The organism is Streptomyces ficellus (assembly GCF_030406405.1).
GTDB lineage: Bacteria > Actinomycetota > Actinomycetes > Streptomycetales > Streptomycetaceae > Streptomyces > Streptomyces ficellus_B.
Window position 1 is genome coordinate 19,660 of sequence record NZ_JAUEPL010000019.1, and the last position, 12,148, is coordinate 31,807.

At 72.4% G+C, this 12,148-nt stretch carries 13 protein-coding genes; 7 read left to right on the top strand and 6 right to left on the bottom strand.

The genetic code is table 11. The annotated features are described in order from the left end of the window. Positions 1 to 12: 12 nt before the first annotated feature. Positions 13 to 1,164 (top strand): methyltransferase, encoded by a 1,152-nt coding sequence (locus QWM81_RS14650; RefSeq protein ID WP_290112360.1) that lies wholly within the window; start codon positions 13 to 15, stop codon positions 1,162 to 1,164. On the opposite strand, the gene QWM81_RS14655 is transcribed toward QWM81_RS14650, so the two are convergent. Together QWM81_RS14655 and QWM81_RS14660 are read right to left on the bottom strand one after the other, a co-directional pair. Next, on the bottom strand, positions 1,151 to 1,615 hold the full coding sequence (locus QWM81_RS14655) for a hypothetical protein (protein ID WP_290112462.1): 465 nt from the start codon (positions 1,613 to 1,615) through the stop codon (positions 1,151 to 1,153). The genes QWM81_RS14650 and QWM81_RS14655 overlap by 14 nt on opposite strands. A gap of 281 nt (positions 1,616 to 1,896) precedes the next feature. Then, positions 1,897 to 2,760 carry an MFS transporter gene (locus QWM81_RS14660; protein ID WP_353938299.1) on the bottom strand — a complete coding sequence of 288 codons (864 nt, stop codon included), beginning with the start codon at positions 2,758 to 2,760 and terminating at the stop codon, positions 1,897 to 1,899. Between QWM81_RS14660 and QWM81_RS14665 the strand changes: the two genes are divergently transcribed. The 6 genes from QWM81_RS14665 (at position 2,747) to QWM81_RS14690 (ending at position 8,586) form a co-directional block, all read left to right on the top strand. Then, a complete protein-coding gene (locus tag QWM81_RS14665; protein ID WP_435372370.1) occupies positions 2,747 to 3,295 on the top strand; it encodes an ArsR/SmtB family transcription factor in 549 nt (182 codons plus the stop codon). The genes QWM81_RS14660 and QWM81_RS14665 overlap by 14 nt on opposite strands. Positions 3,296 to 3,443: 148 nt before the next feature. Further along, entirely contained in the window at positions 3,444 to 4,472 is a 1,029-nt protein-coding gene (gene argC / locus QWM81_RS14670; protein ID WP_290112361.1) for an N-acetyl-gamma-glutamyl-phosphate reductase, read from the top strand. A gap of 323 nt (positions 4,473 to 4,795) precedes the next feature. Continuing rightward, entirely contained in the window at positions 4,796 to 5,950 is a 1,155-nt protein-coding gene (gene argJ / locus QWM81_RS14675; RefSeq protein WP_290112362.1) for a bifunctional glutamate N-acetyltransferase/amino-acid acetyltransferase ArgJ, read from the top strand. Beyond that, a complete protein-coding gene (gene argB, locus QWM81_RS14680; RefSeq protein WP_290112363.1) occupies positions 5,947 to 6,852 on the top strand; it encodes an acetylglutamate kinase in 906 nt (301 codons plus the stop codon). Before argJ ends, argB begins: the two co-directional genes overlap by 4 nt. Beyond that, positions 6,849 to 8,042: an acetylornithine transaminase gene (locus QWM81_RS14685; RefSeq protein ID WP_290112364.1), complete on the top strand. Its 1,194-nt coding sequence runs from the start codon at positions 6,849 to 6,851 to the stop codon at positions 8,040 to 8,042. Before argB ends, QWM81_RS14685 begins: the two co-directional genes overlap by 4 nt. A gap of 7 nt (positions 8,043 to 8,049) precedes the next feature. Next, complete coding sequence (locus QWM81_RS14690; protein ID WP_290112366.1) at positions 8,050 to 8,586, top strand: arginine repressor; 537 nt, start codon at positions 8,050 to 8,052, stop codon at positions 8,584 to 8,586. A gap of 97 nt (positions 8,587 to 8,683) precedes the next feature. On the opposite strand, the gene QWM81_RS14695 is transcribed toward QWM81_RS14690, so the two are convergent. Genes QWM81_RS14695 through QWM81_RS14710 form a run of 4 tightly spaced genes read right to left on the bottom strand, consistent with a single transcriptional unit; the run spans position 8,684 to position 12,129 of the window. After that, on the bottom strand, positions 8,684 to 9,373 hold the full coding sequence (locus tag QWM81_RS14695) for a L,D-transpeptidase family protein (RefSeq protein ID WP_290112368.1): 690 nt from the start codon (positions 9,371 to 9,373) through the stop codon (positions 8,684 to 8,686). 58 nt (positions 9,374 to 9,431) lie between these two features. Next, positions 9,432 to 11,216, bottom strand: coding sequence for an ABC transporter ATP-binding protein (locus tag QWM81_RS14700; protein ID WP_290112369.1), 1,785 nt, complete (start codon positions 11,214 to 11,216; stop codon positions 9,432 to 9,434). Further along, positions 11,213 to 11,809 carry a lasso peptide biosynthesis B2 protein gene (locus QWM81_RS14705; protein WP_435372371.1) on the bottom strand — a complete coding sequence of 199 codons (597 nt, stop codon included), beginning with the start codon at positions 11,807 to 11,809 and terminating at the stop codon, positions 11,213 to 11,215. The genes QWM81_RS14700 and QWM81_RS14705 overlap by 4 nt, the downstream gene beginning before the upstream one ends. Beyond that, positions 11,806 to 12,129, bottom strand: a complete 324-nt coding sequence (locus QWM81_RS14710) for a lasso peptide biosynthesis PqqD family chaperone (protein ID WP_290112370.1) — start codon at positions 12,127 to 12,129, stop codon at positions 11,806 to 11,808. Before QWM81_RS14710 ends, QWM81_RS14705 begins: the two co-directional genes overlap by 4 nt. Positions 12,130 to 12,148: the final 19 nt, after the last annotated feature.

The window sequence follows — 12,148 nt, forward strand, 5'->3', positions numbered from 1 at the left end:
CCTGAGGGCACAATGAACCGTTTGACCACGTCATGGGGCGAGTACGAGCTCGCCCGCTTCCCCGAGGACCCGCGCGACCGGCTGCGCGCCTGGGACGCCGCCGACGAGTATCTGCTGCGCCACCTGGCCGAGCCCGGGTCGCCGGGTCTGTCCGGCACCGTGGCCGTGGTCGGTGACCGGTGGGGCGCCCTGGTCACCTCGCTCGCCGCGCACCACCCCGTACAGATCACCGACTCCTTCCTCGCCCGCGAGGCGACCCGCGCCAACCTCGCCCGCAACGGCGTGGACGAGGCATCCGTACAGCTCCTGACCACCCGCGACACCCCGCCCGAGCGGATCGACGTCCTGCTCGTCCGTGTCCCCAAGAGCCTGGCGCTGCTGGAGGACCAGCTGCACCGCCTGGCCCCCGCCGTACATGCGGGCACGGTCGTCATCGGCACCGGCATGGTGAAGGAGATCCACACCTCCACCCTGAGCCTCTTCGAGCGGATCATCGGCCCGACGCGTACGTCGCTCGCTGTGAAGAAGGCCCGGCTCATCTTCTGTACGCCGGACCCGGCCCTGCCGCGTACGCCCAGCCCCTGGCCGCACCGCTACACCCTGCCCGACGACGCCCCCACCGTCGCCGGCCGGACCGTCGTCAACCACGCGGGCATCTTCTGCGCCGACCGCCTCGACATCGGTACGCGGTTCTTCCTCCAGCACCTGCCGCGAGGGCTCGGCCAGTCCCGGGTCGTGGACCTGGGCTGCGGAAACGGCGTGGTGGGCCTCGCCGTGGCAGTCGCGGAGCCCGGCGCGGAGCTCGTCCTCGCCGACGAGTCGTACCAGGCGGTGGCGTCCGCCGAGGAGACGTTCCGGGCCAGTGCCGAGCCCGGCACCAAGGCGGAGTTCCTGGTGGGCGACGCTCTCGCGGACGTACCCGCGGACTCGGTCGACCTGGTCCTCAACAATCCGCCCTTCCACAGCCACCAGGCGATGACCGACCTGACGGCCCGGCGGATGTTCTCCGGGGCGCGCCGTGCGCTGCGGCCCGGCGGCGAACTGTGGGTCGTCGGCAACCGGCACCTCGGCTACCACGTGACGCTGCGGCGGATCTTCGGCAACGCCGAGGTGGTGGCGGGCGGCCCGAAGTTCGTGGTGCTGAGGGCCGTCAAGAAGCCCTGAGCCGGGACCCGCACCGTCCGCAGAAGGAGACGTCGGACCCGTCCGGGGCGAGGCGCCCGCAGGCGGGGCACACCCGGTCGAGCAGGCAGGCCGACTCACCGCCGTCCCCGTCCCCTTCCCGTTCCTCGACCGCTGCCGTGTTACGGATGGACAGCCCCGGGCGGCGGCGGTGGACCGTGAGGTACGCCAGCCCCTCCGGCCCGGCCAGCACGCCGCGCCGGCCGCCGCGCGGCAGCCACACTACGCAGCCCGCCTCCAGCAGCCGCCCGCCCTCGGAGGTGTCGAGCCGCCCGGTGCCGTCCACGACGTACAGCAGCACGTCCACGTCGGGCTCGACATGCGCCGCGACCCGGGCGTCGGACGTCAGCCGGATCAGGTTGGCGTCCAGTTGCCGGCCCTCGGCCGCCAGCCGCCACAGGGCTCCGGTCCGGTCGGCGGGCACGTCCCGCATGAGGGCGGGGATGCGGGCGAGCACATCGGCCACCGCGTCCGCTGTCACCGTTCCTCCCGCTGCGCCGTCTGACGAGGCAGCGGATATTACCGCCGGCCCGCCCCTCGCCCCCGGCGTCTCGCCTCTCGTCCCCTCAACGAGTGAACAGCAGGGAGGTGTTGCGGCCGCCGTACCGGAAGGCATTCGCCATCGCCGCCCCGAAGAGGTGACCAGTCATCGACTTGGTCGCGGTGACGGCCGCGTGGGTGCCGATGGCCTCGGTGAGCGACTCCGCTTCGGCGTTATGCGTCGAGTGAGCCCTCGCCCGGGCGAACCCGGCCGGCGCACGCCGCTGATGCCCGGCGGGGTGGCGTGGTGGCTGCGGGAAGCTGTCGCAGCGTACGGACGGGGGAACAGAACACCGGGAGGAAGGCACCGGCCAGGCAGATCGCGCCCGCCCAGACCGCCATGCGTACCCCTGCCGCCTGGCCGATGAGGCCACCGAGGGCGGAGCCGATGGCCAGGGCGCCGGTGAGCAGGAACCGGAAGGTGGCATTCATGCGGCCGAGCAGCGGGTCCGGAGTCAGGTGCTGGCGCAGCGTGACGCCGAGGACGTTGTCGATGCCTGTCTTGGTCATGGCCGCGAGCCACCCGGCACCGGCCACCCACAGCCACAGCCCGTCGCCGACCAGCGCGACGGCAAGTCCGGCAGGTGCGAACCAGAGCCCGGCCAGCCCCAGAGTGCGACCGTGGCCGAGGCGGGCGGCGAGGCGGCGGGCGAGGCCGGCGCCGATCAGGATGCCCAGGCCGCCGGCGGCCCAGTACATCCCGAGCGCCCCGGCGGGCAGGCGTAGTTCGCGGATGAACAGCACCGGCAGCATGGCGTTGATCATCTGTGCGCCGAGGTTGGTCAGGGTCGCGGTGAACGCCAGCGCGCGCAGCTCGCGGCTGCCGAGGACGTGGCGCAGCCCTTCCGCCACCTCGGCCCGCAGCCGTCGCCGGTCGGGCGAGCCCACGGCAGCAGTGCGCGGTCGGCCGATGCCCATGAGGCCGGCGGCGGAGGCCAGGTAAGCGACGGCCCCGCCGAGGATCGCGAGCGGAGCCGTGAAGAGCTGGACCAGGAAGCCGCCGGCGCCGCGGCCGGCGATGTTGGTGCCGGCCGACATCCGCTACCGCGTCGGCCGCCTGGTCGAAGGCGGCGCCCAGCACCTGTTCGCTGACCTCGACCCCCAGGTCACCTGGGCCGGGGGCACCCTGCACCTGGAGCACCGCACCGTGCGCGGAGCGCGCCGGCTCGACGGCCGCGGCCTGCTGCTGGTGCCGTCCGCGTTCGTGTGGCCACGCGTGTTCTCCGTGCTGGACGAGCCGTGGCAGCCCTCGCTGCGCTACCCGCCACGCGCTGTGGCGATGCTCTGGCACAGGCGGTCCGCGACCGTGTCCGATGCCTTGGCGGGGGTGCTGGGCCGCTCCCGCGCGACCCTCCTGACCGAGTTGACAGCTCCCGCCTCGACCACCGGCCTCGCCCGCCGCACCGGGATGACTCCCGGCGGCGTCTCCCAGCACCTGACGGCCCTGCGCACCGCTGGTCTGGTCAGTGCCCACCGTGCGGGCAGAGAGGTGCTGTACGCCCGTACCCGGACGGGAGAAAACGTCGTGGAAGCCGCAGGCGCGGGATCCCCGCCGTCCACCGCCCACGCGTGAACCCAGGCCCCGTGGCGTGGGCCAACCAGGACGCTCAGCGGGCCGACTGAAGCGCCCAGTCACAGGCAGTCGTCGGTGGAGCGGCAGAAAACGCTTTGCATAAAAGTGCATGGGTGCGTATAGTCATGCCATCGACGAGGAGGGTTCGATGGCAGTACGAGCAGCAGTGGCGGGCGCGAGCGGATACGCGGGCGGAGAGGTACTCCGTCTGCTCCTCGGCCACCCCCAGGTCGAGATCGGCGCCCTGACCGGCCAGTCCAACGCCGGCCAGAGGTTCGGCACACTTCAGCCGCACCTGCTGCCGCTCGCCGACCGGGTGCTTGAGCCGACCACGGCCGAGGTGCTCGCCGGGCACGACGTCGTTTTCCTCGCCCTCCCGCACGGGCAGTCCGCGGCCGTTGCCGAGCAGCTCGGGGAGGACGTCCTCGTCGTGGACATGGGCGCCGACTTCCGGCTGAGGGACGCCGCCGACTGGGAGGCGTTCTACGGCTCCCCGCACGCCGGGACCTGGCCCTACGGCCTGCCCGAGCTGCCGGGCGCCCGCGCCGCGCTGGAGGGGGCCAAGCGCATCGCGGTGCCCGGGTGCTACCCGACCGCCGTGTCGCTGGCGCTCTTCCCGGCGTACGGCGGCGGGCTGGTCGAGCCGGAAGCGGTGATCGTCGCCGCCACCGGCACCTCCGGGGCGGGCAAGGCGCTCAAGCCGCACCTGCTGGGCTCGGAGGTCATGGGCTCCATGAGCCCGTACGGCGTCGGCGGCGGCCACCGCCACACCCCCGAGATGATCCAGAACCTCGGCACCGTGGCGGGGGAGAAGGTGACCGTCTCCTTCACCCCCACCCTCGCCCCCATGGCCCGCGGCATCCTCGCCACGTGCAGCGCCAAGGCGAAGCCGGGCACGACGGCCGAGGACGTACGGGCCGCGTACGACAAGGCGTACGCCGACGAGCCGTTCGTACACCTCCTCCCCGAGGGGCAGTGGCCCGCCACCGCCTCCGTGTACGGCTCCAACGCCGTCCAGGTGCAGGTCGCCCACGACGAGGCCGCGGGCCGCGTCATCGCGATCAGCGCCATCGACAACCTCACCAAGGGCACCGCCGGCGGCGCGGTGCAGAGCATGAACATCGCCCTCGGGCTCCCCGAGGACACCGGACTTTCCACGATCGGAGTGGCACCGTGAGCGACGCGCGCGCAGCCGCCGGGCCGCGGATGACGACGATGCCCGCGCCTCTGCGCTGCGCGGGCGGAGAAGCGAACGGAGAAGCACAGTGAGCGACGCGCGCGCAGCCGCCGGGCCGCGGATGACGACGATGCCCGCGCCTCTGCGCTGCGCGGGCGGAGAAGCGAACGGAGAAGCACAGTGAGCGACGCGCGCGCAGCCGCCGGGCCGCGGACGACGAAGATGCCCGCGCCTCTGCTCCCCCTGCCTTCGGCGGGTGGGGCCCCCAGCGCGGGTGACAGCGACACCAGCCGCTACCGCGGCGGGGCGAACGGAGAAGCACAGTGAGCGTCACGGCAGCGAAAGGGTTCACGGCGGCGGGCATCGCCGCCGGGATCAAGGAGAACGGCAACCCGGATCTGGCCCTCGTGGTCAACACCGGGCCCCGCCGCGCCGCCGCGGGCGTGTTCACCTCCAACCGCGTCAAGGCCGCGCCGGTCCTCTGGTCCGAGCAGGTCCTGAAGACCGGCGAGTTGCGTGCCGTCGTCCTCAACTCCGGCGGTGCCAACGCCTGCACCGGGCCCAAGGGCTTCCAGGACACGCACGCCACCGCCGAGAAGGCCGCCGAGGTGCTGAGCATCGGCGCGGGCGAGGTCGCCGTCGCGTCCACCGGTCTCATCGGCGTGTTCCTGCCCATGGACAAGCTCCTGCCCGGCGTCGAGAAGGCCGCCAAGGAGCTCTCCGAGCACGGCGGCGAGAAGGCCGCCATCGCCATCAAGACCACCGACACGGTCCACAAGACGTCCGTCGTGACCAGTAAGGACGGCTGGACGGTCGGCGGCATGGCCAAGGGCGCCGGCATGCTCGCCCCGGGCCTGGCCACGATGCTCGTCGTCCTCACCACCGACGCCGACCTGGACGCCCCCGTCCTGGACAAGGCGCTGCGCGACGCCACCCGCGTCACCTTCGACCGGGTCGACTCGGACGGCTGCATGTCGACGAACGACACGGTCCTGCTCCTCGCCTCCGGGGCGTCGGGCGTCTCGCCCGAGTACGGGGACTTCGCCGAAGCCGTACGCCGGGTCTGCGACGACCTCGGCCGCCAGCTCATCGGCGACGCCGAGGGCGCCTCCAAGGACATCCGTATCGACGTCATCAACGCCGCCACCGAGGACGACGCCGTCGAGGCGGGCCGCTCCATCGCCCGTAACAACCTCCTCAAGTGCGCCATCCACGGCGAGGACCCCAACTGGGGCCGTGTCCTGTCCGCGATCGGCACCACCGGCGCCACCTTCGAGCCCGACCGGCTGAACGTCGCCATCAACGGCGTCTGGGTCTGCAAGAACGGCTCCGTCGGCGAGGACCGCGACCTGGTCGACATGCGCTACCGCGAGGTGACCATCACCGCCGACCTCGCCGCCGGCAGCGAGACGGCCACCGTCTGGACCAACGACCTCACCGCCGACTACGTCCACGAGAACAGCGCCTACAGCTCATGAGTACGACGAGGAAGCACACCGCCCTGCCCAAGGCGCAGATCCTCATCGAGGCGCTGCCCTGGCTCACCCGTCACCACGGCAAGACCGTCGTCATCAAGTTCGGCGGCAACGCGATGGTGGACGAGGAGCTGAAGGCCGCGTTCGCCCAGGACGTCGTCTTCCTGCGGCACGCCGGTCTCAAGCCGGTCGTCGTGCACGGCGGCGGCCCGCAGATCAGCGCCGCGCTCGACCGGCACGGCCTGGTCAGCGAGTTCAAGGCGGGCCTCAGGGTCACCACGCCCGAGGCGATGGACGTCGTACGGATGGTGCTCGCCGGACAGGTGCAGCGCGAGCTCGTCGGGCTGCTCAACCAGCACGGCCCGTTCGCCGTCGGCATGACCGGCGAGGATGCGCACACCATCACCGCCACCCGCCACCAGCCCCGCATCGAGGGCGAGCTGGTCGACATCGGCAGGGTCGGCGAGATCACCGAGATCGACACCGGCGCCATCGAAGCCCTGCTCTCGGACGGCCGCATCCCGGTCGTCTCCTCTATCGCCCGTTCCCAGGACGACGGACATGTCTACAACGTCAATGCTGATACGGCGGCTGCGGCACTCGCTGCGGCGCTGGGTGCCGAAACCCTGATGGTCCTCACCGACGTCGAGGGCCTGTACGAGGACTGGCCCCGCAGCGACGAGGTCATCAGCCGGCTCACCGCCACCGAGCTGGAGAAGCTGCTGCCCGAGCTGTCCAGCGGCATGGTCCCCAAGATGGAGGGCTGCCTGCACGCCGTGCGCAACGGCGTCACCACCGCCCGCGTGATCGACGGGCGCGTGCAGCACTCGATCCTGCTGGAGATCTTCACCGACGAGGGCATCGGCACGATGGTCGTGCCCGACGCACCAGGGGGAGCGCAGTGAGCAATGAGCAACTGACCCGGCGCTGGCAGGGCGCGCTGATGGACAACTACGGCACGCCCAAGCTGTCCCTCGTACGCGGCGCGGGCGCCAAGGTCTGGGACGCCGACGGGACGGAGTACCTGGACTTCGTCGGCGGGATCGCGGTCAACGCCCTGGGCCACGCCCACCCCGCCGTGGTGGAGGCGGTCTCCACCCAGATCGCCTCCCTCGGCCACGTCTCCAACCTCTTCGTCGCCGAACCGCCCGTCGCGCTCGCCGAACGGCTGCTCCAGCTCTTCGGGCGGCCCGGCCGGGTCTTCTTCTGCAACTCCGGCGCGGAGGCCAACGAAGCCGCGTTCAAGATCGGCCGACTCACCGGCCGGACCCATATGGTCGCCACGGCGGGCGGCTTCCACGGCCGGACCATGGGCTCCCTCGCGCTCACCGGCCAGCCCGGCAAGCAGCAGCCGTTCCTGCCGCTGCCGGGCGAGGTCACGCACGTACCGTACGGAGACGCCGACGCGCTGCGCGCCGCGGTCGGCGAGCAGACGGCGCTCCTCGTCATCGAGCCCATCCAGGGCGAGAACGGCGTCGTCGTCCCGCCCCCCGGCTACCTGAAGGCCGCCCGCGAGATCACCCGGGCCACCGGCACGCTGCTCGTCGTCGACGAGGTGCAGACCGGCGTCGGTCGGTGCGGCCACTGGTTCGAGCACCAGGCGCACGGCGTCGAGCCCGACATCGTCACCCTCGCCAAGGGGCTGGGCGGCGGGCTGCCCATCGGCGCGACCGTCGCCTTCGGCGCGGCGGCCGAGCTGCTGAAGCCGGGCCAGCACGGCACGACCTTCGGCGGCAACCCCGTCGCGTGCGCCGCCGGACTCGCCGTACTGGACACCCTCGCGGCCGATTCCGCCCGCGACCGGGTCAAGCGGCTCGGCGAGAAGCTGCGCGACGCGATCGAGGCCCTGAACCACCCGCTGGTCTCCCACGTCCGTGGGGCGGGCCTCCTGCTGGGTATCGTGCTCACCGAGCCCCTCGCGCCCCAGGTGCAGCAGGCGGCTCAGGACGCCGGTCTCCTGGTGAACGCGCCCGCTCCCGATGTCGTACGGCTCATGCCGCCGCTGATCATCGGTGACGACGAGGTGGACGCCTTCCTCCGGGCCCTGCCCGGCGTTCTCAGCAGCGTGAACGGGGAAAGACGATCCGGAGAATGAGACGACGATGACCGAGGCCCAGGACACCGAGCACGGCGGGCCGTCCGTTCCGCAGACCCGCACCGCACGCCACCGCCGGATCGTGGACATCCTCAACCGGCAGCCGGTCCGCTCCCAGAGCCAGCTGGCCAAGCTCCTCGCGGACGACGGGCTGAGCGTCACGCAGGCGACGCTCTCCCGCGACCTCGACGAGCTCGGCGCGGTGAAGATCCGCAACACGGGCGGCGAGCTGATCTACGCGGTGCCCAGCGAGGGCGGCTTCCGCACCCCGCAGGCCCCGCTCGGCGAATCCGCCAAGGAGGAGCGCATGCGGCGCCTCTCCGGCGAGCTGCTGATCTCCGCCGAGGCCTCCGCCAACCTGGTGGTGCTGCGTACGCCACCGGGAGCGGCCCAGTTCCTCGCCTCGGCCATCGACCAGGCGGAACTGCACGCCATCCTGGGCACCATCGCGGGCGACGACACGCTGCTGCTCATCTCCCGCGACCCGGCGGGCGGCCAGGCCCTGGCCGACCACCTGCTGCGGCTCGCGCAGAAGGAGAGCTGACGCTTCCGGGTCCGTCCGGCACGCACGGCGAGAGGGAAGGGTCACCCGCGTCACCGTCTCGGCACGCGGCGCCGCACGCCGCCTGCCGCGCGCGGCCTCAGTAGCGGACGATCGCCGTCCGCCCGCCGCGCGTCCCGATCGCGATGTGCGGCCTGCGCCCCGGCTCCGCCCACGCCAGGATCCGGCGCATCGCACCCGCCGGCACGGCCACGCAACCGGCCGTCGGACCCTCCCCCCTGACGTGCAGAAAGATGCCCGCGCCACGCCCGCGCACCGGGCGGTCGTAGTTGAAGCCGATCACCAGGGCGTGCGCGTACCGCGCCCCGTAGGTGACCAGGTGCTCGGCCTCGGCCGCCCGGCAGTCCGCCGGCAGGCCCTCCGCCCAGCGGTTGTACGACCGCGACCGGTTGTCCTGGCACCACCAGGACTCGCCCGTCACCCGGCGGTAGGGGTAGGCCGTGCCGTGCGGGGCCGGTTCGATACCGAAGGCGTACGGCAGGGAGTACAGGCCCGTCGGCGTGGTCGACGTGCCCTGGCGCCGCCCAGCCCCCTCCACCAGGCCGTTCGCGCCGAACCGCGCCGCCGCCGACCCCGCCCGCACCCACCGCCCGCCGCGCCGGTCCCACCACGTCACCGTGCCGGTGGTGGACCGGGCGTGCGGCGCCTCGGCCGTGATCAGCTGCGTACCGCCGCCCGTGTCGGCCATCCGCGCGGGCAGCGGGTCACGCTCCACGGGGGTGAGCAGCAGGAGTACGGACGCGAGGGCGAGACCGAGACCGAGACGCATGGTCGGGAACGTACGCGTACCGCCCGCGAGCCGCTCGTACGGCGCGTCCGAACGGCCGCTATCGGGGGAGTGCGTCTCCGGCGTGCCGGGACGCGCCCGCCAGGAGGCGGTAGTGGGCGCTCGCGCCGAGCAGTTCGTCATGGGTGCCGGTGGCGATGACCCGCCCTCCGTGGAGTACGACGATGAGGTCCGCCGCGCGGATGGTCGAGGACCGGTGGGCGATGACCAGCAGCGCGCACTGGTCGGCGGTCTGCCTGATCGACCGGCGCAGCACCTCCTCGTTGGCCGCGTCCAGGTGCGCCGTCGGTTCGTCCAGCAGCAGCAGCCTGGGGCGGGCCAGCAGGGAGCGGGCGATCGCGATCCGCTGGCGTTCACCGCCGGAGAGCGCCATGCCGTGCTCACCGGCGTCGGTGTCCAGGCCACGCGGCAGCCGGGACACCAGCTCGGTCAGATGCGCCAGTTCGACGACCCGGTCGACCTCGTCGGGGCCGGCGTCCGGGGCGGCGTAGGTCAGGTTCTCCCGCAGCGTGCCGTACAGCACGGGGGTGTGCTGTTCCACCAGGCCGATCCGGGCCCGGTGCTCGGCGCGGCTGAGCGTTCGTATGTCGCGGCCGTCGAAGAGGATGCGGCCGCGGTCCGGATCGTAGAAGCGCTCGATGAGCGCGAAGACGGTCGACTTGCCGGCCCCGGAGCTGCCGATCAGCGCCACCTGGACGTTCTGCGGCACCGCGAAACTCACCCCCCGCAGGACGGGCCGGCGCGGCTCGTACCCGAACCACACGTCCTGGAACTCCAGCACCGGCGCCCCGGAGGGTGTCGTCGCGGCCATGGACGGGGGCTTGGACACGGGCCTGGGCGCGGCGTCCTGCTCGGTCGGCATGGCCATCACTTCCGTGACCCTGCGGTAGGCGCCCACACCCTGCTCCATGGTGCTGAAGGACTGGAAGAGCATGCCGATCGGCCCCACCAGATAGATCATGTACAGCAGGAAGGCGGCGAGGTCGGCGATCGAGCCCTGCCGTTCGGCGACGCGCATACCGCCGATGAGCAGCACCACGAGGAACGACCCTTTCACGGCCAGCTCGACCGCCGGTGCCACCACCGCGTCCAGCTTCGCCATCCGCACACTGCCCGCGTACGCCGATCTGGCCCGGCTCCCGATGCGGTCCGTCTCGCGCTGTTCGGCGCGGCTGGCCCGGACGGTACGGATGGCGCCGAGCGCGCGCTCCAGGTCGGCGGTCATCGCGCCCGTCGCCTGCTGGGTGACCAGCGAGGCGACCTCGATGCCGCGCAGCACCGAGGCGACGATCACCGAGGCGATCGCCACCATGGCGAGCACGATCAGGAACAGGAGCCAGTCGAGCCAGACCATCAGGGCCACGACGCCGACCAGCCCGATGGCACCGGTCACCGCGTCCGTGAAGCCCTCGGCGATGAGCAGCCGCAGGGTGGTGCTGTCGGTGCTGGTACGGGAGATCAGATCGCCGATGCGCTGCCGGTCGTACACGGCCATCGGCAGCCGCAGCACCTTCTTGATGAGCCTGAGCCGGACGCCCAGGACGATGCCCTCGCCCGTACGGGCGAGGACGTACTGGGCGAGGCCCTGCACCAGCGCCTGGCCGACGAAGAGGACGACGAGCAGCACGATGACCAGGCCCACCGCGCTCCCGGCCGCGGTCGACTCGATCACCTTCTTCACCAGCAGGGGCTGGGCCAGGCTGAGCGCCGAGGCGCCCAGCGTCAGCAGCACGGCGAGGACGATCCACCGCCGGTGTCCGTACAGCAGGCGCAGGACGTCCCGCGGGCCGACCCGGCTGTGCTCACCTGCCGCTTCGGGCGTCACGGCTCAGGGCCCACGGGCTCATGGGAGTCCTGGGAATCCCGGGAGTGCTGGGAATCGCGGGAGTCATGGAAATCACGGGACTTCGAGGAGTCACGGGACTCAGGGCTCTCGTCCGGCCGCCGGGACTCACCGGATATACCGGACGTATCGGACTCGCGGCGCTGGTGCCGGACGGCGCACGGCACGGTGAACAGCGGACGGAAGTAGTCGGCCGGGTAGTCCTCGCCCACCGGCACCCCCTCCGCCTCCACCCACGCGTGCGCGCTGAACGGCGGCAGGCGCCGGGCGCCCACGCACCAGGTGGGCCACCTGCCGTGCAGGCGGCACAGCAGGGTCGTGGCCAGCGACCGGGGCAGGCACCCCTCCCGCCCCGCGCACGCCAGACTGACCGCGACCACCGTGTCCCGCGCCGCCTGAGCCTGCTCGAAGGTGGCCGGACGCGCACCCCGGCGAAGCAGGCCGAGCACGTTCCGGATGCGCCGGGGGCGCTGGTTGGCCAGCAGCCGTGCGGCGCCGACGACAAGCCGGACCAAGAGGCGGCGCCGCAGGGGCACCGAGCGCGGGTGGTGGAAAACGGCTTCCGGAGAGGTCATGAGGGCCTCTTCTCCGGCCGCCACCGGTGCGGGCGGCGCCGGGCCGGGGAATGCCCGGTGTGCTGTTCGACCAGGCCCGCCGAGCGCAATTCGCCGATCAGCTCTTCGACGTCCCGGTGCGCGCTGTCGGCGTCCACCGCGTACTGCTCGGTGAGCGCCCGCACGGCCTCATCGGGGCTTTTGCCGTCCAGCAATGTCCGCACGACGATGGCGGCGCTGGGATTGAGGGTCCAGTACTGGTCGTGGTCCTCATCGAGCAGTGCGATCCCGTACTCGGTCTCGGCCGTGAACACGCCGTCACGCAGCTTGAGCGTCGTCATTGCTTTTCTCCATCAGCGG